Here is a 25,332-nt window from a genome sequence, read left to right on the forward strand (position 1 = left end):
AAAGTGTAGGTATGGCTAATATTTTAGGTGTTGTGTATAGTAGCTATATGATAGATTACATTAGTTCTAATTTTTGCAAATTGTCTAAACATTTCCATTACACCGCAATACTTTTCCACTGATAAATCAACTGCACGTTGACATTTTTTCTTGTTTAGATGAGCTCCATAGAAATGGTATTCTAACTCAACTGAATGGTAATACCTAGGATGCTCATCCGTTAATTCTCCAGATACTTCAATTTTAAAATCATCTATTTCTTCATTCATTTTATTTAGAATTGATATGACATCCAAAGCTGAACAACCTGCTAATGAAGACAACATCATTGCTTTTGGTGATAACCCAAATCGTTCTGATTGGCCCTCAATATTAGTGTCCATTATTACAGATTTACCACTTGGATTATCTGATTCAAATATTAAATCACCTTGCCAGTGAGTTGTGACTTTATCAACCATATTTCTTAGATTAAATATTAGAACTCTTATCTTGTACATTCAAAAATACCACTAAAAAAACACATATGGCATTAGTATCTCCGTTATCTCCAGAACACGATATAGAAACCAAAAAACTTGCTGAATTCTTTAATGAAACGCTTGGATTTTGTCCTAATTCTGTATTAACAATGCAGAGAAGACCTGCAATTAGCAAGGCATTTATAAATTTGAATAAAGCAGTGATGGCAAATGAAGGTAGAGTTACCTCTGCATTAAAAAGAATGATTGCTTGGGTTAGTAGCAACTCAACCGGTTGTCGCTATTGCCAAGCCCATGCCATAAGAGCAGCTGAACGTTACGGTGCTGAGCAAGAGCAATTAGACAATATTTGGGAATACAGAACACATCCTGCTTTTTCTGAGGCAGAGCGCGCTGCTTTAGATTTCAGCCTTGCCGCTAGTCAAGTTCCAAATGCCGTCAATGCCGAAATTAAAGAACGCTTAAACAAACATTGGGATGAAGGTGAAATTGTTGAAATGTTAGGTGTAATATCTTTATTTGGATACCTAAATCGTTGGAATGATTCTATGGGAACAACAATGGAAGAAGGAGCTATAGAAAGTGGTAATCAGTTTCTTGGAAAACACGGTTTTGAAGTTGGCAAGCACGATGGATCTCAATATTAGGTGTTCTTTATTCTAAGATTCTCCTTATTATCAATTTAATTTCTGGCACAATGGATTCTTCAAACCACGGGTTTTTTGCACGCCAAAACCTATTTGTTGGTGGAGGATGTGGTATGGGAAAATATTTTGGTAAATAGCTTTGATAATCACCCACTCGCATTGTTAAGGTCTTTTTGTCTTTTAAATAATATTTCTGAGTATATGCACCAACTAAAATCACCAATTCAATATGAGGCATATTTTCTAAAAGCTTTTCATGCCACTGTGGCGCACACTCAGGTCTTGGTGGTAAATCACCCGTTTTTCCTTTTCCTGGATAACAAAAACCCATTGGTACAATAGCAAAGTTTTGGGTGTTATAAAACTGCTCATCGGTAACATTCAGCCATTGTCTTAACTTTTTACCGCTTTGATTATCTCAAGGAATTCCAGACTGATGAACCTTCGTCCCTGGTGCTTGGCCTATAATTACAATTTTAGAATTGGATTGTCCGGTTACAACTGGTCTAGGACCACGTGGAAGGTGTTGTTTGCAAATTGTGCACTGTTCGATGTCTTGAAATAAACCTTTCACCACTTCTTGCCTTCAACAATAACAACAATTTCGCCTTTTGGTGGTTTGCTAGTGTAATGATCTAATACTTCTTTTGCTGCACCCCTAACAGTTTCTTCATATATCTTGGTAAGTTCACGAGAAACTGAAACTAAACGTTGTTCTCCAAAGTATTCACAGAAATGACCTAGTGTTTTAACCAATTTATGTGGACTCTCATAAAAGACCATTGTCCTAGATTCTTCAGCTAAAAGCTTTAGCCTAGTTTGGCGTCCTTTCTTTACAGGAAGAAAACCCTCAAACACAAATTTGTCATTCGGAAGCCCACTATTGACTAAAGCCGGAACAAAAGCGGTTGCGCCAGGTAGGCATTCTACTTCGATCTCCTCTTCAATGCAAGCTCTAACCAATAAAAACCCAGGATCTGATATCGCAGGTGTACCAGCATCACTAATTATAGCTATAGTCATACCAGATTTTAATTTTTCAATTACATTGCCTACAGTTTTATGCTCATTGTGCATATGGTGGCTTTGCATTGGCGTATTGATTTCAAAATGCTTTAAAAGTTTACCAGATGTTCTTGTATCTTCCGCTAAAATCAAATCAGCTTCCTTCAAAACCTCAATAGCTCTTAATGTAATATCTTTAAGGTTTCCAATTGGTGTTGGCGCTATGAATAATTTTCCCATTCGATTTTAATTTAAAAATAGGAAATCCCAAATTATAACAAATTGAAATATTAAGAAAAATAGACTGCCCATCATTTGATACGAAATAACCGATTTAGCTATAGTTTAAATATTAATTGAATTTTCCCTCTAAAAGTTCCATAAATCGCTCTTCATACTCTTCTTTGCCAAGCCAATTATTATAATCTGGCTTAATGAAATCACCGATTAACTTTTGGGCTTCTTTTAATGACTTAGTGGTGTTTAATTGAGATATTACACGGTCATAGTCTTCACTACTTCCTTCAAACAAGTGCTTTATAAAGGCCAGCTTATCGTTTAATCCTATTTGAAGATTCTTGCCCTTCAATTTATCGTTTAGGGATTTGCGCTTCTGAGCTTCTTCAATGGGTTCAAATTCTGGTATTTCTGCGAAATCTGCAGCAATATTTTCAAATTCAATAGTTTTCGGTGTTTCTGGAATTATAGAATTCCCCAACAACGCATCCGTTTCATTAGAATCGTCAGCAGGCATGTGAGCAACCATGTCTTTAATTTTATTCATTACAGGCTCCATAATTCCATCGTCCTCTACCTCATCTAAATTGATATATGTCTTGTTTTCAATTTCAATATTATCACTCACTTTATTATTAAAAGCTGTGTCTAACATATCAAAAAAAGAAGAGTCATTACCTATAGTTGGCATTTTGTCTTCGAAATTTTCTTGAGCAAACTTCAGTACGGTTAACTTTTCATAAAGTTTCGATACTTCCTCGTGCATTCTGTCTACATCTTCTCTTCCTTTAAGCTTCAGAATTCGATGTGCGATACTTATTAATTCTGATTCTAATTTCTTTTTCATGACTTACTAATTGTGTGTTTTTTAAAGCCATCTGAAGCATCTTCATCTTGCTCCAATAAATAATTAGAATTAAATGATAGATGTTTCATTTTTACTTTTGATTTTTAATATTTTTGATTGACCTTTATACAAACGAATTATTACTACGTTTAGTGCTAAAATTACGAAATGTTTCTTGAAAATACAGTAAATCATAAAGAACAATTTGGGTGGATTGAAGTGATTTGTGGATCGATGTTCTCTGGTAAGACTGAAGAATTAATTCGAAGATTAAAACGCGCAAAATTTGCCCGTCAAAAAGTTGAAATTTTTAAACCAGCCGTGGATGTTCGCTACGATGACGATATGGTAGTTTCTCACGATGATAATGAAATTAGATCTACTCCTGTGCCTGCTGCGGCAAATATTCCAATATTAGCAGACGGATGCGATGTTGTTGGTATTGACGAGGCTCAGTTTTTTGACGACGAAATTATACGTGTTTGCAACGATTTGGCAAATAGCGGAATACGAGTTATTGTTGCTGGTTTAGATATGGATTTTAAAGGCAACCCGTTTGGACCTATGCCATATTTAATGGCTACTGCAGAATATGTCACAAAAGTACACGCTATATGCACTAAAACTGGTAATCTAGCACAATACAGCTACAGAAAGGCAAAAAGTGACGACCTTGTGTTACTTGGTGAGGTAGATGAATATGAACCATTAAGCAGAGCCGCATATTATAAAAGTATGTTACGAGATAAGGTAAGGCAAATGAATGTTAATGATGCTCAAGAAATTAATTCCAAACAACAAAAACCTGATGCCTAAAGCTCAAGAAACTGTTTTAGAAATTAATTTAGGTGCGCTCAGTCATAACTTCAATTATCTCAAATCTAAATTAAAACCAAATACTAAATTTTTAGCTGTTGTTAAAGCTTTTGCCTATGGTAGCGATGCCATAAGAATAGCTAAACATTTAGAAGAATTGGGTGTGGATTATTTTGCCGTTGCCTATGGAAATGAAGGGGTCTTACTTAGAGAAAATGGGATTAAAACCCCAATCTTAGTATTGCATCCTCAACCTGTAAATTTTAAATCTCTTATTGATCATTGCCTAGAACCAAGTTTATACAATGCTAAAGTCCTAAAAGGATTTGCAGATGTTGCTGAGGAGCAAAAGCAAAAAGACTATCCGGTTCATATTAAATTTAATACAGGGTTAAATAGATTGGGGTTTTGGGAAAGTGATGTAGATTATATCTCGTCTCAATTAAACGTTACTAATAGCGTTATGGTAAAATCCGTTTTCTCTCATTTAGCGGCAAGTGAAGATATAAATGAAAAATCATTTACTGGAAATCAAATTAATAAATTTAAGGCAATTGCAATGCATATTGAAACTAACCTCGGGTTTAAACCATGGTTGCATATATGCAATACATCAGGTGTTTTAAATTATCCTGAAGCTCATTTTGATATGGTTAGGTGTGGAATTGGTCTTTATGGTTTTGGAAACTCTGTTGTAGAAGACAAAAAGCTAAAACCAATTGCTAGTTTAAAATCCATTATTTCACAAATTCATAAAATTGAAAAAAACGAAACGGTAGGCTATAATCGTGGCTATAAAGCGTTAGGGTTTGAAAAAACAGCTACCATACCTATTGGACATGCAGATGGGATTAGTAGGATTTACGGGGGTGGAAATGGTTTTGTAATAATTAATAATCAAAAAGCTCCTATCGTTGGCAATGTTTGTATGGATATGTTAATGGTCAATGTTACTAATATTGAATGTAAAGAAGGAGATGAGGTTATAGTTTTTGATTCCAATTATAAAGCTTCTGAATTGGCTGAATCTGCTAACACAATTTCTTATGAAATTTTAACTGCAATATCCAATCGTGTGAAACGATTGTACATTAAATAGTTTGTGAATGTTAAAATTTATGACTTTTTAATTAAATTAGTGTCAAACTAACATATTTCACTAACTATTAATACACTACTATTATGTTAAAAGAATTCAAGGATTTTATTATGACTGGCAATGTGATTGATTTCGCAGTTGCAGTAATCATGGCTGGTGCTATAGGCGCGGTTATTAACGGATTTGTTTCAAACATCGCAATGCCATTCGCTGGATATTTTGCTGGAGGGATGAATTTTGAAGACCTTCATTATGCAATGGACGGTAAAGAGTATGCTACCTTAGCGGCGGCAAAAGAAGCTGGTGCAGCGGTAATTGCTTACGGTGCATGGATTAACACTATCATTAATTTATTAATCGTTGGATTAGTTATGTTTATAATTGTTAAAGCATATAACAAGACTAAGAAGCCAGCAGAGGCTCCAGCTCCAGCAGGACCATCTGAAGTTGATTTATTAACTGAGATTAGAGATGCTTTAAAAAAGTAATCTAAGTTTAGCGACACCGCTACACTATAATTAACAATCAAACCCAGGCTAAATAGTCTGGGTTCTTTTTTAAAATAAAGTTAATTAATTAACATCTCGATTTTTTTTGTTAAAAGCCTTGATATTATTTAAAAGAAGGAATTGTTTTTGTTTAATTTTACGGCATAATTATTAATTATAAAAAATGAAAGTAGCTGTTGTTGGTGCAACCGGATTAGTAGGTAATGTAATGCTAAAAGTGCTAGAAGAGCGTAATTTCCCAGTAGATGAATTATTGCTGGTGGCTTCTGAGCGTTCTGTTGGTAAGAAAATTGACTTTAAAGGAAATCCTATTGAGGTTATTAGCATTCCAACAGCAATTAAAGAAAAACCTGATATTGCATTATTTTCTGCTGGAGGTGGTACGTCATTAGAGTGGGCTCCAAAATTTGCAAAAGTTGGAACAACAGTAATAGATAATTCTTCCGCATGGCGAATGGACCAAACTAAAAAATTAGTAGTTCCAGAAATTAATGCAACTGAATTAGGTAAAGAAGATAAAATAATTGCAAATCCTAATTGTTCTACCATACAAATGGTTATGGCGTTAGCGCCACTTCATAAAAAATACAAGATTAGACGTATAGTTGTTTCAACCTATCAATCCGTTTCAGGAACAGGTGTAAAAGCTGTGGAACAACTAGAAAATGAAATTGCCGGCAAAAAAGGAGATATGGCCTATCATTATCCTATACATAAAAACGCTATTCCTCATTGTGATGTATTTGAAGATAATGGTTATACCAAAGAAGAAATGAAATTGGTAAGAGAGACTCAAAAAATCTTAGACGATAGAACAATTGCCGTAACTGCTACAGCAGTACGGATACCAACTGCAGGCGGACACAGTGAAGCTGTCAATGTAGAATTTGAAAACGATTTTAATCTAGATGAGGTTAGATCATTATTAAACAACACAGAGGGTGTAACCATACAAGACAATCTTGATGTGAATGTCTATCCAATGCCAATGTTCGCAAATGGTAAAGATGATGTATTCGTAGGCAGAATAAGAAGAGACACCTCTCAGCCTAACAGCTTAAATCTTTGGGTGGTTAGCGACAATCTTAGAAAAGGCGCAGCAACCAATACAGTGCAAATTGCAGAGTATCTTGTTAATAATCGCCTGGTGTAACTAAATCCCTTAAACCCTTAGTGTTCTTTTATAACGAACCCAAAAGGTGAGTTGTTTTTCTCATTCAGCATTTATGAGTTTTGCTATTGATTAAAAGTTAGTAAATGGTTATATTGTCTGTTAGCATTTTTAATCAATTGAAATTCTGAAGTATGAAAAAAACACTCTTTTTCTCTGCCCTAGTATTTATTTTTGTATCATGCAAAAATGAATCTAAATCTTTGAAAACCGTAAGTGTAAATTATCCTGAAACCAAAAAAGTCGATACCATTGACACTTATTTCGGCGAGCAAGTTGCCGATCCTTATCGTTGGTTAGAAGACGACAGAAGTGAAGAAACAGAAAAATGGGTTAGCCAACAAAACGAAGCAGCCTTTGGGTTTTTGGATAACATTCCTTATCGCGAAGAATTAAAGGAACGTCTAACGAAATTATGGAACTATGAAAAAATTGGTGCTCCATATACAGAGGGAGATTATACCTATTTTTCAAAAAACGATGGTCTTCAAAATCAATCAGTAATTTTTAGATATAAAAAAGGAACCGATGCCGAAACTGCAGAAATTTTCATTGATCCTAATAAGTTTAAGGATGATGGCACTATTTCACTTGGAAGCTTAAGTTTTTCTAAAAACGGGCAAATACTTGCTTATTCAATTTCCGAGGGCGGAAGTGATTGGAGAAAAATTTTGGTGATGGACGTTGAATCTAAAGAGATTATGGAGGATACCTTAGTTGATATTAAATTCAGCGGTATGTCTTGGTATAAGGATGAGGGGTTCTATTATTCTAGCTATGACAAACCAAAGGGAAGTGAGCTTTCCGCAAAGACAGATCAGCATAAAGTATATTATCATAAGTTAGGAACAAAACAGTCTGAAGACCAATTAATTTATGGTGGTACACCTGAAGAAAAACACCGTTATATCTATGCTGGTGTAACTGAAGATGATAAATATTTAGTAATTACGCCTAGAGTTTCTACTTCTGGTAATAAGCTTTATATAAAAGACCTTTCAGAAGCAAATGCACCTTTAGTTGAAATATTGGGGCATACTGATTCAGATTCTAATATTATTGAAAATGAGGGCTCTAAGTTATTTATAATGACAAACCTTAACGCACCTAATCAAAGAGTGGTTACTGTTGATGCTTCAAATCCTTCACCTGAAAACTGGATGGATTTTATTCCAGAAACAGAAAACGTGTTAAGACCTTCAACTGCTGGCGGATATTTCTTTGCCGTATATATGATAGATGCGGTTTCAAAGGTTTTTCAATATGACTATAAGGGTAGTTTGGTGAGAGAGGTTGAATTACCTGGTGTGGGTTCGGCAGGAGGTTTTGGTGCAAAAAGAAAAGAAAAAGAACTTTACTTTTCCTTTACAAATTATACCACACCTGGAAGCATTTATAAATACAATATTTCAAATGGTACTTCAAAACTATTTAGAAAACCAAATATAGATTTTGATTCTGAAAATTATGAAAGTACGCAAGTATTTTATTCGTCTAAGGACGGAACAAAGGTCCCTATGATAATTACTCATAAAAAAGGGTTAGAATTAAATGGCAAAAACCCAACAATACTATATGGTTATGGAGGATTTAATATTTCTCTTACTCCTAGTTTTAGAATTACTAATGCGGTTTGGATGGAGCAGGGTGGTATTTATGCGGTACCTAATTTACGTGGTGGTGGTGAATACGGTAAAGCGTGGCATGATGCAGGAACCCAAATGAAAAAACAAAACGTATTTGATGATTTTATAGCCGCTGCAGAATATCTTATTGATAACAATTACACATCTTCGGAATATTTAGCAATAAGAGGTGGTTCTAACGGTGGTTTGCTAGTTGGTGCTACGATGACCCAAAGACCGGATTTAATGAAAGTAGCTTTACCTGCGGTTGGCGTTTTAGACATGTTGCGTTATCATACATTTACCGCGGGTGCTGGTTGGGCCTATGATTATGGTACAGCACAAGACAGTAAGGAAATGTTTAATTATTTAAAAGGGTATTCTCCGGTACATAATGTAAAGAAGGGTGCTGAATATCCAGCTACATTGGTAACAACTGGCGATCATGACGATAGAGTTGTGCCGGCACATAGTTTTAAGTTCGTTGCAGAATTACAAAGCAAACAAGCAGGGAAATCACCAACACTTATTAGAATTGAAACTGATGCTGGTCATGGAGCAGGAACTCCTGTCTCAAAACAAATTGAGCAAGCAGTTGATATTTTTGGCTTCACGTTATATAATATGGGCTTTGATGTGCTCCCAGGTAAATTAAACAAGAAGATTAAAGGATAGGTTTAAATAGGGCCCATATACTTGAGCTATTAGCAATTTAGCAAAAAATGATTAGCTTTATAAGCTTGTTCCCTAGCAATAATTAGGGATATTATGGTTAATCCTGTTTAATTATTTTGCTATTGTCTTTCTTTACATGAAAAATAAATACGATATATTTTTATTTTCGATCCTAACCCTTTTGCTGCTTACGTGTGGTACAGATGATGGTAATAGCGTATTAGAGATAGAAACAAATTCAGACACTGTAGTAATTGAGCAAAATTCACAAATTGAAATATTTATTTTTCAAAATGACAGTAATATTCCTAATTCAGGACAATTAACTATTACAAGCCCAAGCAAGGGAAATGCACAAATTAATAATAATGCTACTCCTAGTGACTTAAGTGATGATAGCATAATTTTTAGTACAATTGCAAATTTGGTTGGTGAAGATAGTTTTCAATACACTATATGCGATGAATCTGGTAATTGTCAGACAGAAAATGTTTCCGTTACAATTACATCGTTATCTGTAGTTAATGTTTTTGAAGATACACCTCATCAAACATTATCAGAATATAACTTTTTTGAAGGTAATTTACGTGAGCTGAACCCATCATTTGGCGTTATCCCTTATGATTTAATATCACCTTTATTTTCAGACTACGCCAAGAAAAAACGGTTTATATGGATGCCTAACGGAGTAAGCGCCAATTATGTTGAAGATATTTCGCCTATTCGGTTTCCAGAGGGAACATTCTTAATTAAAAACTTTTACTACAATTCAATTCAACCAAATAATACAACTCGGATTCTAGAAACGAGAATAATGTTTAAAACAAGTGATGGATGGGATTTCGCTAATTACTTGTGGAACGACGATCAATCCGAAGCTTTTTTCAGTAACGAAGGTGATTTGGTGGATTTAACATGGCTACAAGGTGAAACTATAAAAAGCACAACTTATAGAATACCATCCAGAGCCGAGTGCTTTACTTGTCACAATCAATCTGATAGTCCAACACCGATTGGATTAAAGCCTCAGAATATTAATAAAAATTACAATTATTCAACAGGAATAGAAAACCAGATTAGAAAATTAATTGATGTTGGGTATTTAAATTCTGATATTCCAGGCAATATTAATTCCACAGTTGGATGGGATGATGACTCACAGCCATTGGAGCTAAGAGTAAGATCTTATTTAGATATTAATTGTGCACATTGTCACTCTGACAATGGTTATTGTAATTATAGACCAATGCGTTTTGCTTATGGTTTAACCGATAATCGTGAAAATATTGGTGTTTGTGTAGAACCTGAGACTCAATTCATTCCAAATTCTGATATTGTAAAACCTAACGATACTGATCTTTCAATTTTATATTTTAGATTGAGTACAACTGATGAGTCATTTAGAATGCCTTTATTAGGCAGAACAATAAACCATGACGAAGGTGTAGAGCTTATTGAAGAGTGGATAAACTCACTGACGGATTGTGAATAACTATATAACTATGAAAAAAATTACTTTAATAATTGTTGTATTCACCACATTATTCTCTGTAAACGCGCAAGTTTTAAATGAGTCTGCAGATTGGCCAAATTCTAATTGGTCAATCACAGGAACGTATGATGCAACTTATCTTTACGAAGACCCTACAACAACTTCGTCTAATTTCTCCTTTGACGATGATGACGCCAATAGTGGATCAAATAATGACTTGGCTGCTGAATCACCTGTTATTAATTTAACCAATGCTTTTAATGCTGGGGAAATATGGATATCAATGGACACAGATTATGTGTTAAATATATTTCAAACAGAAACGCTTACAATTCAATATTGGGATGCTGACACCTCACAGTGGGAAAATTGGAGTAATGTCTATGACACAAGTACTGCTGGAGCGCCAAATCAAAACTTCTGTTCCGGACCATTTGTTTCATTAAATCACCCAATCTTAAATATTGCAGCATTTAGTGAAAACCAATTAACAAACTTTAGGTATAGGATCTATTATCAAGATAATACGTCTTGGGGGTGGGGATTCTGTATAACTTCTCCTGTTTTAACTTCTGCGACACCACCTACTTGTCCTGAGCCTATAAATTTAAATGCAATTAATATCACCGAAACGACGGCTGATTTGCAATGGACAGAAAATGGAACAGCAAGCTTATGGAACCTAGAATGGGGGCCCGCGGGCTTTACTCCTAGCACTGGAACCATGGTTAATGGTTTAACAAGTACAATTTATAATTTAACTGGATTATCTCAAGGTGTTACATACGATTTTTATGTGCAAGCTGATTGTGGTGGGGGTGACACTTCTTCTCTAGTTGGGCCATTTAATTTTATCACTAGTGCGCCAGGAGCTACCTGTAGTTCTGCATTTAATATATCTGTTAATGTAGATTGCAACAGTGCTGCACCAACTTCTTTTGATTTTAGTACTGCCACTGATATTGATGCAAACAACGAAAACCCAACCTGTGACGGGTCAGGGAATTATGGTTACTTTATCAGTTTTCAAGCTCCTGCAATTGGATCAGTGGTTGTAAGGTTTAGTGGCGCTGCTAATAGTATAGGATTAGAGGTTTATGACTCTTGTGGCGGTAATTCAGTATCAACTTGTACCAACAATGATTTTAACTCAGGCGACAGTTCAGGAGAAATAACAGGATTAACAGCTGGCAATACTTATTATGCTGTAATATGGAGAGATCAACAAAACGGCACGGCAGATATCTGTATTGAACAAGGATCTACTTGCCCTTCACCAAGTAACTTAAATGCTTCAAGTGTTACTATTGATTCCGCTACGTTAAATTGGGTTGAAAACGGTTCAGCACCAGCATGGAATCTAGAATGGGGAACTTCTGGATTTACACTTGGAACAGGTACAGCAATCAACGATTTAAGTGCTACAAGTTATGCCCTTTCTGCATTAAGTTCGGGTACCTCCTACGATTTTTATGTACTGGCTAACTGTGGTAGCGAAACTTCAAATTTCACTGGTCCATTTACTTTTACAACTCAATCTCCTGCGAGAATTAATTTTAACCCACAACCTATAACCGTGAGTGGTACTTATGATATGGCTATTGTTGATATGGACGGTGATTTTTTAGATGATATAGTTACAGTTTCAGCTTCAAATATTAATATTCAGAAACAAAATAGTGATGGTTCATTTACCAATATCAATATTGCAACTCCAAACGCAAATTTTTTACCAAGTTGGAGTATTGCTGCGGCAGATTTTGATGCTAATGGTAAAACAGATTTGCTTTATGGTGCTGGTAGTGGTGTTTCGTTTATGCAGGCCAGTAATGATGGTATGAGTTTTACTCAGCAGGCAACCACTCAATATACTTTCTCTCAACGTTCTAATTTCGTAGATATTAATAATGATGGAAATTTAGATGCCTTTGTATGTCATGATGTAGAACCAAACGTTTACTTCATAAATGACGGAACAGGAAACTTGACATTCTATCAGTCAGATATCACAACTGGCGCGCCATATTCATTGGGTAATTTTCCTTCTGGAGGTGACTATGGGTCTATCTGGATTGATTACAATAACGACAGAAATATAGATTTGTTTATTGCAAAATGTGGAGGGTCTGAAGAAAGACGTACGAATATGATGTTAACTAACAATGGTAATGATTCATATAGTGAAAATGCTGCCGCAATTGGACTAGCCGACCCAATGCAAACATGGTCATCAGCTTGGGGTGATTTTGATAATGATGGTGATATGGATGTTTTTGTTGGCGCAAGTTCTGGTGATCACAAATTGATGAGGAATAATGGATTTACTGATGACGGCAACCCAAATAATGATTACACATTTACTGATGTAACTATTGGCGCTGGAGTATCAACTGCTCCAACTGGCTGGGAAAGCTCTGCCTTTGATATAGATAATGACGGATACTTGGATATTATTGCAAATGGCACAATACTTTATGGGAAAGGCGATTTAACTTTTGAAGATGCCGACCCAAATCAAATAAATTATAAAAATGGTGCCTTTGGCGACTTAAATAATGATGGGTTTATAGATACTTTTTATAACGGAATTAGATACTATAATCAAGGTAATTCTAACAACTGGGTAAAAATTAATACAGTTGGAAACGTAAGTAATATCAATGGTATTGGCGCTCGAGTTGAAGTACACACTCCTAATGGTGTACAGATTAGAGATGTGCGTAGTGGTGAAGGATTTGAGTTTATGAGTAGTCTGAACACACATTTTGGACTAGGCTCCGAAACACAGATTGACAATATCATTATTTATTGGCCTTCAGGTATAATTGATAATATACCTAACCCAACTAGTAATACAACACATAATATCATTGAGGGCGCTTTCTTAAGTGTGGATGACGAAACAATTACTGATTTCACAGTTTATCCAAATCCTGTTGATGATGTTTTGAATATTAATTCTATCAATGATCTTTCTGAAGGTGTCGTTACAATATTTGATATTCAAGGCAAGGTTGTTTTGAATCAAAAACATGAAATAGATAAATTGGATGTGTCAAATCTTGAAGCAGGTATTTATGTCCTTAGACTTGAAAACCATGGTAAACTGAGCATTCAGAAGTTTGTGAAAAAATAATATTTATACACTTATTCTTAAAACCGTTTGAGAAATCAAGCGGTTTTTTTGTGGTATTTTTGCAATATGCTTCAAGTTAAAAATGTCTCTTTCACTTATACCAAAAGCAAGGTTTTAAATAATATAAGCTTTGATCTTGCTAAGGGTAAAACTTTAGCTATTATCGGAGAAAGTGGTTCTGGGAAAAGCACCTTATTAAAGCTAATTTATGGTGAATTTGATTTAAAAGAAGGTGAAGTGTGGTGGAATAATAAACAGGTCTTAGGTCCAGCATTCAATCTTATTGTAGGTTATGATTTTATGAAATATGTTACCCAAGAATTCGACTTGATGCCTTACACCACAGTTGAAGAAAATGTTGGGAAGCACCTTTCGCGCTTTTATCCAGAACAAAAAGAAAAACGAACTAAAGAATTGCTCAGAGTTGTAGAACTTGAAGCTTTTGCCAATACCAAAGTGAAAAATCTAAGTGGTGGACAAAAACAACGTGTGGCCTTAGCTAGGGCATTAGCAAAAGAACCCGAAATATTGTTATTAGATGAACCCTTCAGCCATATAGACAATTTTAAAAAACAATCTTTGCGAAGAAGTATTTTCAGTTACTTAAGAAAAAACAGTATCAGCTGTCTGATTGCTACCCACGATAAAAATGATGTTTTAGGGTTCGCTGATGACATGATTGTTCTAGATGAGAAAAAAATTGTAATAAAAGATACACCACAGAACGTATATCGTAATCCAAAACTACCTCTGGTGGCTTCGTTTTTTGAGGAATTTTCAATCATTGACGGAGTAATATATTATGCTCATCAACTACAAATTGTAGAAAATTCCAAACATGAAGCTGAGGTTAAAAGATCCTATTTTAATGGGAAGAATTGGTTGATTGAGGCTACGCACCAATCCAATTCTATTTTTATTGAACACCATTGCAAATTAAAACCGAATAGCTCCTTATTTTTTAAAATATTCCAGTAGATTATTTATCCAACTTCTTCAATAGAGCAGGTAAATAAAAGGTGTCTGTAATTAAGGCCATGGCAACTGTTACGGTACAAAGCAAGCCAAAATCCTGAACAGAAGGTGTTGCGCTAGACGCTATAATTAAAAACCCTCCAACCAAAGCAATCGTTGTTGATATTAAAGCACTACCTGTATAGCGCATAGCATTGTCCATGCGTTCTTTTGGCGAGCCAGTAATATATTTACTTCGCCTGTATTTATGTACTAAGTGAATCGTGTCATCCATAGCAATTCCCAACATAATAGGTGTTATCATTGCTGTTGTAACATCTAAGGGAATGTCTAGCAAACTCATAAATATAGCAAGTATAGCTAGTGGTAAAATATTTGGTATGAGTACTAATATGGTAGTTCTCAGATTCTTTATAAACACCCAAAGACATAGAAATGCCACAAAAAATGCTGCAAAGAAGGACTTAAACTGAGTCTCTAAAATAAAGTTGTTCAATTGCGCAAAGACAACTGCAAAACCATTTATTTTCAAATCATAATTATCAGTATCGAATGACGATTTAAAGGCTTGTTTAATATCATCAAGCGCTTGTTCTAATTCTGATGTTCGCATTTCCATAAGGGTTAGCGTAAAACCGGCTGTTGATAGGTCTTCTGAAAATAATTTAAAAAAACTGTTTTCTCTAGCATCAACATCTTTAAGTGTATTCTTTAGTTTCACCTCTGATATATCAGATTGAAATAAAACAGGTGTGCGTTGTTCTAGGAAGGATTTTATGGTAACCACCGAAACTGGATTTGATATCAGTGGGTTTGCTTCAAGCTTATTCTGAAAATCCTCTAATCTTTTAATAGCATCTTTATTCAATATTGCGCGGCCATCTTTTGTAGCTATATTTATTTGAAGTCGGTTACTTCCGCCCAGCTCTACTTCAACTGCTCTTAAGTCTTGTTTTGCCTTGCCTTCTGCCAATAAATCTCTGGAATTGGTGTCGATCTTTACCTGAAATACAGAATAAATACCAAATATTAGCACAGCTGTAAATGATACAATCAGGGTGTTCTTATATTGGCTTGTAAAACCATTTAACCATTCAATAAAGCCAGATTGAGAAAAAGTTTTAAAACTTAAAATTGGTTTAGCTTTTTCAAAATTTAAATTCATAAAACTAAAGCCGATAATAGTAATTACATATACCAATAAAAAACTCAGAATTAATCCAATACATGTAAAAACACCCATGTTTTTAAATGCAGGTAAAGGCGATAAATAAAGTGCAAAATAGCCCACAAGGGTTGTAAGGGTTGTATAGAAACAAGGTGTTAAACTCTTTCGTATTGAAATTGCCAACAAATCAACCTCTGAAAAATTGGTGTTAACAAGTCCTTCTTTGTGGTAAATGTTTATAATATGAACCGCATCACTAACGCTATACACCATTAGAATAGTTGGGATAAGCATAGAAATCATATTCAATGCAAAACCAAGAGAAGTAATTAATCCAAAAAGTAAACTAACCGGAATCGCAACCGACAGTAATGCTATTAGTAGATAACGTTTACTTGGTAGTAGAAATAAAAGCAATACCGTAATGACCAAAACAGTTAGGATACCAAATATTAGACTTTCTTTATAAATGCCTTTGCTATAAGCCTCATTTAATACTGGTGGTCCTGTTAGATAATAATCTGAATACATCTGTCCAACTACACTTTCAACTTCAACAGCTATTTCTTGTCGGTCTTCCTCAATGGTCGGTGTAGGTTTCATTTGGATATAAAACAGCTGGTTTTTATAGTCCTTAGTTACCAATTGTGAACTAATGTTGGATAGTTTAGAAAACAGGTTTTTCAATCCTTTTTCACTTCGTCTTGAATTATATAAATCGTGAAATCTGATGTTATTATTTGCGTAGATTGGGTATTTAGCCTTGGCCAAGCTAAAGGTTGTTTTTACGTAGGGCAATGCTTCAATAGATTGCTGTAATTCCTTTAACTTGTTTACTTCTGATTCACCAATTGCATTTTCAACTGGTAGCATGATAATAAAAATCTCATCTGATCCAAAATTCTCCTGGAAATCTATGTATGCCTTGTAACTCGGATCGTCCTCTAAAAACCATATTGAAAGTGAATTGTCAACACTTAGTTTATTAAGTGTTTGATAGGCAGATAATACCATTAGTATCACCAAAATTGCGATAATGGATATTCTGAATTTAATAATAATAGGTATAATACGCTTCATTCGTTCCATAACTATGCTCTTACATAAGCACCATATCGCCCATGGTGGGATAAGCTAACGTGAAAAAGCTCTTTTCCATTACTTAATATAGGTACATCAAACGCATTCTTTTCTATGCGAAACTTTGAGTCCAATGAATCTATAAGTTTAGCTTTTAATTCATCGCTCTGCCCGGCGTAACCCAATGAAACAAATTCAATAATTTCAGAATTGAGCTTTTGTTTCTTTAAACTCGCTTCTGAAATAATATAATTAGAAGTAATCTTTGATTGAACGAAACAGGAAAAGTTTTTATATTTCACCGTGCCCAAATCTTTCTTAATCGTACACTGAAATGCTTTAGGGTTATAGAAACGACTTGGTGCAATTTGTGTGTATAATTTATAAGAAGCCTCTTTCATACTCCACAACCGCCAAACCATTTTAAAAGCCTTTTCCGCACTATTGATATAGGCTTGCTCCTGTTCAGAAAAAAGTTTATCCAAAAACCTTGGGCGTTGCCAATTTGAGGCCCGACTTGCTTCATTTAAATCAACAATGTCATTGCCAACCATTAATCTGCAAGTTTTGAAGTCACAATGCTCATAGCAGACTTTACATCTAGCATTTTTTCCATGTCCTCATTTTCTAAACGAATATTAAATTCATCCTCAATATCTAAAATGATATCAACTAGATTGGCTGAGTTTATCTTTAGATCCTTTACAAAATCTGTGTCTTCTGACAGGTTTTTAAACGCCTTCTCATCTTGTATATAAGGCGCTACAATAGTCTTTAATTTGGTAATTAATTCTTCCTTGTTCATAACATAACTTTGATTTGTAAAGTTACGCTATAAATCGCTTAAATAAAACACAGGCATTAACATCACCAAAACCAAAACTTGCTTTGGCAATGGTGTCAAACTCCTGATCAATTTTTTTATGTGGTATTTTTTCGGGTGAAACTAATTCTTCAATACCAGGATGTAAATCGTCACAATTGATATTAGGCGCAATAAATTGTTCCTTAAGCTGAATGATACTAGCCACACACTCTATTGCACCAGCCGCTGCCAAACAATGGCCAACTAATGATTTGGTTGAATTAATAAAGGGGAAGTTCTTACCTTGCCTTTGTAAGGCTTTGGTCCAATTTTCAATTTCTAGAGTATCTTTAGAGGTGGCGGTAAGATGCCCATTAATGACCTCTATTTCACTAGAAACTATTCCAGAATTTTGTAAGGCGTTTTTAATACAGCGATGAACTGCTTCTGGGTTTGGTGCTGTTAATGTACCTCCTTGACGTTGACCACCAGAGTTTATCTCACCACCCATAACCTCAGCATAAATAGTTGCACCACGCTCCAATGCACTTTCTAACGATTCTAAAACTAAAGCACCCGCACCACTTCCTGGTACAAAACCAGAAGCTGACACGCTCATAGGCCGTGATCCTTCTGTTGGGCTGTCATTATGTTTGTATGTCATAACTCGCATGGCATCAAACCCTCCCCAAATATATGGTCCATGGTCACTACAACTACCAACCAGCATGCGTTTAGCTTTTCCGTATTTAATCCTCTCGTAACCCATTAAAAGAGCTTCGGTACCCGTTGTACATGCTGAAGAATTTGTGGTGACCTGATTGCCAAAACCAAGCATACCGCCTAAATAAGCGCTTATACCACTTGCCATGGTTTGTAAAACAACTGTACTTCCTAAGCGCCTAACATTGCCTTCGTCGAGCTTGTGAATGGCTTCCCTAAATTTTTCTACTCCTGAGGTTCCTGTACCAAAAATGAGCCCAGTATCATAATCTAACTCACTTTTAGAATTTAAATCGAATCCTGCGTCTTTCCATGCATCCATACCCGCTATACAACCATATAAAATGCCAGAACTGTTAAACCCACGTAACTGTAGGTCCGTAAAATATTTAGATATTAATTCATCCGTAATTTGAGGTATGCCTCCTATTTGACAAGAAAAATTAAGGTCTTTTAAGTCTTGGTGAAATCTGATGCCAGATGTTCCGTTTTTTAAGGCTTTGGTAAAATCCGATAAACCTACGCCATTTGGTGCGACAATACCTAATCCTGTTATGACTACTCGTTGCTTCATGCTTTCAACATTCCTGATATTACACCTCGTGCCACCAATTCCCCCTTTTTATTTAACATCTTAACCTTGCACTTTAATTTATTGAATCGGAATACTTCTTTTTCTGAATGAACAATGACCTTTTCTCCTGGTAAAACCGGTAAATAAAAATCTATTTTATTAGAGGTTAGTGCTACCTGAGGTTTCTTGGCGTTCTGTAATTCATCTTTCAACAAGAAAATACCAAAACAAACCAATCCAATTTGTGCCATACATTCCGTTAATATCACTCCTGGCGTGATTGGGTTATCTTTAAAATGTCCTTTATAGAAATATTCGTCTTTCCTAAATGTATAATGTCCACGTATTTCATTTTCAGAAACAGTATCTATGGCATCTACAAACAAAAATGGTCTTTGGTATGGTAAAAGTTCTATGATATTTTGTTCTTCCATTTTTTAAATTAAATGTTCTCCTCCATCTACAGGAAGAACTGTCCCTGTTATCCAAGAAGCTTCGTCTTTAGTTAATAAATAAACAACATTAGCGACATCTTCTGGTGTAGTTAGGCGTTTATTAGGGTTGCGCTGTGATGCATATTTAATAATCTTTTCAACATCTGGAATCATACGTAAAGATTTGGTGTCAGTAATACCCGCTTGAATACAATTGGCCTTTATACCAAAAGGCGCAAACTCTAATGCTATACTTCTAGTTATCGCTTCTAAAGTTACTTTTGCTGCTGAAACAGCTGCGTAATTTTTCCATGCTTTTGAATTACCCTGACTTGTAAAACTAATAATCCGTGAATCTTCAGCAAATAAATTTGCTTCAAAAACCACTTTAACCCAATCATACAAACTTATTCCCATGGCTTGAATGGTAAGCGCAAAATCATCATGTTTTAATTCATTATTATCATCTGATACCATGGGCTTCAAATTTCCTTTTGCTACACTATGAACCATGGTTTTTATTTTTTGATTATCACCAAGCAAAGACTTCAATTCTTGAATAATCATGTTACGTTTGTCTGGATTAAAGGCGTCGCTATTAAATGACTTAAATTGAACGCCTTCTTGCTTTATTGATTCAAACTCTTTTAAAATAACTTCTTCTTGCATTCTTGGATTGCGATGAACAATACAAACATTCATGCCGTGTTTGGCGAGTTTCTTTGCAGACGCCAATCCAAGACCACTGCTACCACCAAGTACTAAGGTCCAAAAGTTTTTATCTTTAAATTCTTTCATATCACCATTCTAATAATATCCTCTGAGCGGAAAAACCAGGTCCAAAACTCAGCATAATACCTTTATCCCCTTTAGGTAAATTTCTGTCCGTAAATCGCTCTAATACATATAGTACAGTGGCGCTACTCATATTACCATATTGTCTTAGAACCTCTTTTGTGTCGTTTATATTTTTGCCTAAATCACCAAATAATTCCTCAACGGTTTGTACAATTTTCTTTCCTCCTGGGTGAAAAACTAAATGATTAATATCCTCAATTGTTAGATTGTTACGTTCTAAAAATGGATGAATAATATCTGGGAAGTGATCTGCGATTGTCTGTGGCACAGATTGGTCTAAAACCATTTGCAAACCTGTATTTCTTAATTTAAAACCCATCATATGCTCTGTATCAAAAAAATGATACATAGCCTCATCTTTGATTTCAGGTCCTTTTTCGTCTTCATAAGAAGACAAAATAACACTTGCGCAACCATCTCCAAAAATTGCGGCACTTACAATGTTAACCATCGAATAATCATCTAATTGAAATGTCGCTGTTGGCGACTCTACCGCAATAACAACTGCGCGTTTATTGGGGTTTGCTTTTAAAAAGTTCTTTGCGTATAAAATACCCGAAACTCCTGCCGCACATCCCATTTCTGTCACGGGTAAACGCACAATATCTTGTTTCAACTTTAAACTATTAATAAGATATGTATCTAAAGATGGAATCATTATTCCAGTGCAACTCACTGTGATGATGTAATCTAGATCAGTTGGCTGTAATTTGGCTTTATCTAAAGCTTTTACCAAACTTTCTTCTGCCAGCTTTATGGATTCTCGCGTGTATATATCGTTTTTTTCTTCAAAAGATGTTTTTAAAAATACCTCTTCAGCATCCATTATGGAGTACCGCTTGTCAACAGCTGCGTTTTCAAAAATCTTAAGGACTTTTCTTTTAAAACGCTCTTCTTGCCCATCGAGCCAAAGTTCTACATAAGGTAAAATGTCTTTGGTTTCTCTAGTATATTTTGGAAGTTGCTTTGCAACTGATGTAATTCTTACTGCCATTTAAGTTTTAATTAGCCATTGGTAGCGGAATGCCCATTTCCAACAAATTTGTGATTTAAGGTTCAATTGTTTAGAGATATTTTCTAACTCATAGCGTTTAAATGCTCTTAATATAGATGTTAATCCGTCTTGCACAATCATATGGTTCGAAATCACCAAACCTAATAATTTAAATAAACCATAAGCAACTTTATTACGGTGCAAATCATTTACAACAATACCTAATTTTGCCTTTGATGTTATTATTTTTAAAAGGTTGTGAATTTCATCCTGATTAAAATGATGTAAAAACAAAGTTGAAAGTACAACATCATAATCTAAGTCTTGGAATTCTTCTGAGAAAATGTCAATGTTTTCAAAGGTTAGTTCTTCATAATCTTGAGATAATTCAATTGCGTAATCAATAGCGTCCTGATTAGCATCAATTCCGATTAATTTGAACTTATAGCCTTCTTGTCTTCCATAATCTCCTATTAGCCTTAAGATTTCTCCATGACCACAACCCAAATCTATAATGGTAATCAATTTGTTTTTTGGTTGATCGATTAGCACTTTTTTAAGGCCGTTTAACGTGACGTGGTTTCCCCCAAGCCATTTGTTTATCTTACCGAGTTTGTCCAATGTATCACGAAGCAACTCGCCCTTCATGGAAAAATCATCCATAAGTTCAGGCTCATTACTTCTGTATGTTGTATCAACAAATAAACTCATTAAACTTTCATGGATTTTCCATGAGTTATTTTAATTATTAATGGTACCAAAAAAGGCAATCGTCTTAAAACAAAAAGTAATTTTGGCGCCAACCATTCTTGTCTAAATAAATAGGCAATACTGTGACCAACTTTTAATCTCAAGCTAAAAGTTCTATTCCAATTTCTTGAATACTTCCGCTCTAATTCAACTCTGCTTTTTATTTTATTTTGAAGATAGTCAATAACAAGCTCAGATGCTAATTGTGCGCTTCTAATGGCCATTCCCATCCCGTTTCCACATAGTGGATGAATCATTCCGGCGGAATCACCACACATTATCATATTATTTTCAATAGGGTTTTTAGTTTCAAAAGAAATCTGACTGATGGTTAAGGGCTTTGTAAATTGAAGTTTAGAACCTTCAAATACGTTTTTTAAAGCCTTATTCTTATATACAACTTGCTCTTGAAACGTTTCTATATCCATATATGTTTTGAAAGTTTGATAGTTAGTGATATAGCACAGGTTAATATGGTTGTTTTCAACTTTTGAAACACCGCAATACCCTCCTTTGAAATTATGAAGCGCTACTGTATCTTCTGGGAAATGACCAGAGACATGAATTTTGACACCTAAATAAGGTGACTTCTTTTTAATAAAATTACGATTAAATTTTACATCTATATTTGATCGCTTACCATAGGCTCCTATAGCAATTTTTGAAGTAAAGATGTGATTTGATTTTGTTTGAATATGAAATTGATCGTCGTCAAAAACAACATCAACAACAGTATCTTTAATGACTGAAATACCATGATTCAAAGCTATTTGAAAGAGTTGAAAATCCATTTCATATCGACTCATGCCGAATCCACCTAAAGGCAAATTGGCTTCAATGTTTTTATTATTATGTGTTGTTAATTGGAATTTTGAAATGGTCTTGGCACCAAATTCAAATGGGTTAAATCCTAAATAATTTAAATAGGGTAAGACTTCATTAGACACGTATTCTCCGCATACCTTGTGTTTTGGATAACTGTTTTTCTCAATAAGCAAAACATCAATGCCTTGTTTTGATAAGTGGATCGCACTACATAGTCCAGCCAAACCGCCACCAATAATTATAACATCGAAATTTTGTTTATGCATTAGTAATCTTGATAATGCTTCACATTAATTTTTACTGTTTTACCTAATATAAAACTACCTCCTCCTACATCATAATCCCTTCGATTGATTTCAAAATAAGAAGTTATTTTATAATTATCATCTGACTTAAGTACTGTGACAGGAAAAGTAATTTTCTTTGCTTTACCTTTTATAGTTAGAACAGCGATTACTTTATAATTATTTGGGCCTACATCTTTAATTTCTGAGCTTGACAAGGTAATGGTTGGATGCTTTTTTGCATCAAAATAATCCTCTTCCAAAATATGCTCATCCCTACTATCAATACCTGTTTCAATCGAAGAAACATTAATCGTGCTTGTAATGCTTATTAGCTGTCTTTCATTGTCAAAACCAGCAACAATTTTAAAGGAATTAAAGTGACCATCTACATTAACTCCAAGATTTTTAATTACAAAATCAACACTTGATTCTTGTGTGTTTGTATAACAAAAACTGAATAAGCACAAAAAGTGTATTAATAAACGTGACATCTTTTTTGTTTTTCAAGTTACTGCACAAGCAGAAAAGGGTAAAGTGATTTAACGTTTTTCTATAGTACTTTTAAAATCTGAAATTTTCGATTATTGAATTGAATAGTATCGCCTTTTGTCTTAGATAGCAATAATCTACCGATTGGTGTGGCTGGTGAAATCGCAAAAAATGACTGACCATCCACTTCAATTTCTCCAGTACTTATTGCTAAGAAATAATTTGCTTGAATAGTAAAGACTACCGAACCCAATGCTATTTGCTTCTGCCTAGAATCTGTATTTATTTTGTTGAGTAGCTCAAACTGTTTTTGAATTTCAGCCAGCTGTTGACCAGCTTTTTCTCGCTCTAACTGAAGCATAGCACGTCCTGTTTCATGCTTATCTCCTGCAGAACTTTTAGTTTCTGATTGAAGATTAGTTTCAATATCTGAAATGGTTTGTTGTAAAACCTTTAATCGAAGGTTTAAAGCGTTCTTACATTCATTATACAGACTCTCTTTAATACTAATCATAACAGATCTGCCAATTCCTTACCCACTAAACTTCCTATGGCAACACCCATACCGCCAAGTCTTACACCACAAAATACGTTATTACTGATTTGTTTTACAATTGACTTTTTCTGATTACCAACTCCCATAATACCAGACCAACGATGGTCTATCTCAAAATCAATGTTTGGAATAATTGTAGTCCTTAAAAGATCTTCTAGTTTTTCTTGAATTAACTCTGTCTGTCCGAATTCAGTGGTTTCTTCACCTTTAAAATCTAAATTTCTTCCACCTCCAAAAAGAATTCTATCCTCTATATTCCTAAAATAATAATAGCCTTTATCTAAATGAAATGTTCCTTTTATATGAAGGTTTTTAATAGGTTTTGTAATTAAAACCTGAGCTCTGGCTGGTGCTACTTTTTGATTAATGAGTTGCGAAGCAAAACCATTGGTTGCAATTAAAACTTTATTCGATTTAATTTCAAAATTATTGGTTTTTATAACCGCTGAATCATTGTTCTCACTGATTTCATTTACCAAACAGTTATTTAGAATTTTAATACCTGATGACTGCGCTTTTTTAAGAAGTGCATCCATCATTTTGCCAGTATCTATTTGACCTTCAAATTGATTGAAACTTAATTGTTCGACTGCATGGTTAAAGCCAAATTCATTAGGTTTGAATGAAAAGACCTCCTCATAAAATAAAGGTTTCAGCAACTTATTTATTGTATCCTTTTGTGATTTACATTTTAAAAAAAGAGATTCATCATTTTTTAAAAACAACTCATAACCACCAAATGGCTTATAGTCTAATTGTCTATCACCGACGGTTTTTCGAAGTAATTGCAACCCATTTACACGCTTTGCGACAAGATCAATAACCTCTTCTTCTGAGTGGTTTTGTAAATCGTCAATGATTTCGCTAAGACTGCCAAAACAAGTAAAACCTGCGTTTTTAGTACTTGCGCCTTGTGGTAGCATGCCTTTTTCTAAAACAATAATCTTAGCTTGAGGATATTTGCGTCTTAGCTCCAAAGCACAACTTAAGCCCACAATACCACTTCCAACAACAGTAAAGTCTACATTAGTAAGCCAAGTCTTTATTTCCCAGTATGATAAATTCATTGTATA

At 34.6% G+C, this 25,332-nt stretch carries 24 protein-coding genes and 1 pseudogene; 9 read left to right on the forward strand and 16 right to left on the reverse strand.

The genetic code is table 11. The features are described from left to right. Nucleotides 1–23: 23 nt before the first annotated feature. Nucleotides 24–461: an OsmC family protein gene (locus DUZ96_RS10155; protein ID WP_114301837.1), complete on the reverse strand. Its 438-nt coding sequence runs from the start codon at nt 459–461 to the stop codon at nt 24–26. Nucleotides 462–526: 65 nt separating this feature from the next. On the opposite strand from DUZ96_RS10155, the gene DUZ96_RS10160 reads away from it, so the two are divergent. After that, on the forward strand, nt 527–1,129 hold the full coding sequence (locus tag DUZ96_RS10160; RefSeq protein WP_114301838.1) for a carboxymuconolactone decarboxylase family protein: 603 nt from the start codon (nt 527–529) through the stop codon (nt 1,127–1,129). A gap of 7 nt (nt 1,130–1,136) precedes the next feature. On the opposite strand, the pseudogene DUZ96_RS10165 reads toward DUZ96_RS10160, so the two are convergent. The 3 genes and pseudogenes from DUZ96_RS10165 to DUZ96_RS10175 form a co-directional block, all read right to left on the reverse strand. Then, a pseudogene (locus DUZ96_RS10165) lies at nt 1,137–1,703 on the reverse strand (uracil-DNA glycosylase family protein). Beyond that, a complete protein-coding gene (rsmI, locus tag DUZ96_RS10170; protein ID WP_114301839.1) occupies nt 1,700–2,374 on the reverse strand; it encodes a 16S rRNA (cytidine(1402)-2'-O)-methyltransferase in 675 nt (224 codons plus the stop codon). The pseudogene DUZ96_RS10165 and the gene rsmI overlap by 4 nt, the downstream one beginning before the upstream one ends. A gap of 112 nt (nt 2,375–2,486) precedes the next feature. After that, nucleotides 2,487–3,218, reverse strand: coding sequence for a hypothetical protein (locus DUZ96_RS10175; protein WP_114301840.1), 732 nt, complete (start codon nt 3,216–3,218; stop codon nt 2,487–2,489). A gap of 168 nt (nt 3,219–3,386) precedes the next feature. Between DUZ96_RS10175 and DUZ96_RS10180 the strand changes: the two genes are divergently transcribed. The 8 genes from DUZ96_RS10180 (at nt 3,387) to DUZ96_RS10215 (ending at nt 14,719) form a co-directional block, all read left to right on the forward strand. Beyond that, a complete protein-coding gene (locus tag DUZ96_RS10180) occupies nt 3,387–4,034 on the forward strand; it encodes a thymidine kinase (protein WP_114301841.1) in 648 nt (215 codons plus the stop codon). Next, a complete protein-coding gene (alr, locus tag DUZ96_RS10185) occupies nt 4,027–5,133 on the forward strand; it encodes an alanine racemase (RefSeq protein ID WP_114301842.1) in 1,107 nt (368 codons plus the stop codon). Before DUZ96_RS10180 ends, alr begins: the two co-directional genes overlap by 8 nt. A gap of 83 nt (nt 5,134–5,216) precedes the next feature. Next, nucleotides 5,217–5,621 carry a large conductance mechanosensitive channel protein MscL gene (gene mscL / locus DUZ96_RS10190; protein ID WP_114301843.1) on the forward strand — a complete coding sequence of 135 codons (405 nt, stop codon included), beginning with the start codon at nt 5,217–5,219 and terminating at the stop codon, nt 5,619–5,621. A 184-nt stretch (nt 5,622–5,805) separates the two neighbouring features. After that, nucleotides 5,806–6,795, forward strand: a complete 990-nt coding sequence (locus tag DUZ96_RS10195; RefSeq protein WP_114301844.1) for an aspartate-semialdehyde dehydrogenase — start codon at nt 5,806–5,808, stop codon at nt 6,793–6,795. Nucleotides 6,796–6,947: 152 nt separating this feature from the next. Continuing rightward, entirely contained in the window at nt 6,948–9,113 is a 2,166-nt protein-coding gene (locus DUZ96_RS10200; protein ID WP_114301845.1) for a prolyl oligopeptidase family protein, read from the forward strand. A gap of 181 nt (nt 9,114–9,294) precedes the next feature. Next, a complete protein-coding gene (locus tag DUZ96_RS10205; protein ID WP_258774366.1) occupies nt 9,295–10,605 on the forward strand; it encodes an Ig-like domain-containing protein in 1,311 nt (436 codons plus the stop codon). 10 nt (nt 10,606–10,615) lie between these two features. Beyond that, nucleotides 10,616–13,741, forward strand: a complete 3,126-nt coding sequence (locus DUZ96_RS10210; protein WP_147267077.1) for an FG-GAP-like repeat-containing protein — start codon at nt 10,616–10,618, stop codon at nt 13,739–13,741. A gap of 66 nt (nt 13,742–13,807) precedes the next feature. Beyond that, entirely contained in the window at nt 13,808–14,719 is a 912-nt protein-coding gene (locus DUZ96_RS10215) for an ABC transporter ATP-binding protein (protein WP_114301848.1), read from the forward strand. 1 nt (nt 14,720) lies between these two features. On the opposite strand, the gene DUZ96_RS10220 is transcribed toward DUZ96_RS10215, so the two are convergent. From DUZ96_RS10220 to DUZ96_RS10275, 12 genes are read right to left on the reverse strand one after another with little or no spacing between them, the layout of a single operon-like run. Beyond that, nucleotides 14,721–16,973: an RND family transporter gene (locus DUZ96_RS10220; protein ID WP_114301849.1), complete on the reverse strand. Its 2,253-nt coding sequence runs from the start codon at nt 16,971–16,973 to the stop codon at nt 14,721–14,723. 2 nt (nt 16,974–16,975) lie between these two features. After that, nucleotides 16,976–17,518: a 4'-phosphopantetheinyl transferase superfamily protein gene (locus DUZ96_RS10225; RefSeq protein WP_114301850.1), complete on the reverse strand. Its 543-nt coding sequence runs from the start codon at nt 17,516–17,518 to the stop codon at nt 16,976–16,978. Further along, nucleotides 17,518–17,769: an acyl carrier protein gene (locus DUZ96_RS10230; RefSeq protein WP_114301851.1), complete on the reverse strand. Its 252-nt coding sequence runs from the start codon at nt 17,767–17,769 to the stop codon at nt 17,518–17,520. The genes DUZ96_RS10225 and DUZ96_RS10230 overlap by 1 nt, the downstream gene beginning before the upstream one ends. A 22-nt stretch (nt 17,770–17,791) precedes the next feature. Then, the gene (locus DUZ96_RS10235) at nt 17,792–19,066 is read right to left on the reverse strand and encodes a beta-ketoacyl synthase (RefSeq protein ID WP_114301852.1); all 1,275 of its coding nucleotides are present in this window, start codon (nt 19,064–19,066) and stop codon (nt 17,792–17,794) included. Continuing rightward, the gene (locus DUZ96_RS10240; protein ID WP_114301853.1) at nt 19,063–19,500 is read right to left on the reverse strand and encodes a 3-hydroxyacyl-ACP dehydratase FabZ family protein; all 438 of its coding nucleotides are present in this window, start codon (nt 19,498–19,500) and stop codon (nt 19,063–19,065) included. Before DUZ96_RS10240 ends, DUZ96_RS10235 begins: the two co-directional genes overlap by 4 nt. A 3-nt stretch (nt 19,501–19,503) precedes the next feature. Then, on the reverse strand, nt 19,504–20,298 hold the full coding sequence (locus DUZ96_RS10245; RefSeq protein WP_114301854.1) for an enoyl-ACP reductase: 795 nt from the start codon (nt 20,296–20,298) through the stop codon (nt 19,504–19,506). 1 nt (nt 20,299) lies between these two features. After that, the gene (locus DUZ96_RS10250; RefSeq protein ID WP_114301855.1) at nt 20,300–21,352 is read right to left on the reverse strand and encodes a type III polyketide synthase; all 1,053 of its coding nucleotides are present in this window, start codon (nt 21,350–21,352) and stop codon (nt 20,300–20,302) included. Further along, nucleotides 21,353–22,063: a methyltransferase domain-containing protein gene (locus DUZ96_RS10255; protein WP_114301856.1), complete on the reverse strand. Its 711-nt coding sequence runs from the start codon at nt 22,061–22,063 to the stop codon at nt 21,353–21,355. Next, nucleotides 22,063–23,193, reverse strand: a complete 1,131-nt coding sequence (locus tag DUZ96_RS10260; RefSeq protein ID WP_114301857.1) for an NAD(P)/FAD-dependent oxidoreductase — start codon at nt 23,191–23,193, stop codon at nt 22,063–22,065. Before DUZ96_RS10260 ends, DUZ96_RS10255 begins: the two co-directional genes overlap by 1 nt. Then, nucleotides 23,193–23,705 (reverse strand): YceI family protein, encoded by a 513-nt coding sequence (locus tag DUZ96_RS10265; RefSeq protein ID WP_114301858.1) that lies wholly within the window; start codon nt 23,703–23,705, stop codon nt 23,193–23,195. Before DUZ96_RS10265 ends, DUZ96_RS10260 begins: the two co-directional genes overlap by 1 nt. 59 nt (nt 23,706–23,764) lie before the next feature. Then, entirely contained in the window at nt 23,765–24,217 is a 453-nt protein-coding gene (locus DUZ96_RS10270) for a 3-oxoacyl-ACP synthase (RefSeq protein WP_309484651.1), read from the reverse strand. Beyond that, nucleotides 24,214–25,326 (reverse strand): FAD-binding oxidoreductase, encoded by a 1,113-nt coding sequence (locus DUZ96_RS10275; RefSeq protein WP_114301859.1) that lies wholly within the window; start codon nt 25,324–25,326, stop codon nt 24,214–24,216. Before DUZ96_RS10275 ends, DUZ96_RS10270 begins: the two co-directional genes overlap by 4 nt. Nucleotides 25,327–25,332: the final 6 nt, after the last annotated feature.

This window comes from Winogradskyella sp. KYW1333, assembly GCF_003335675.1.
Classification (GTDB): Bacteria; Bacteroidota; Bacteroidia; order Flavobacteriales; family Flavobacteriaceae; genus Winogradskyella.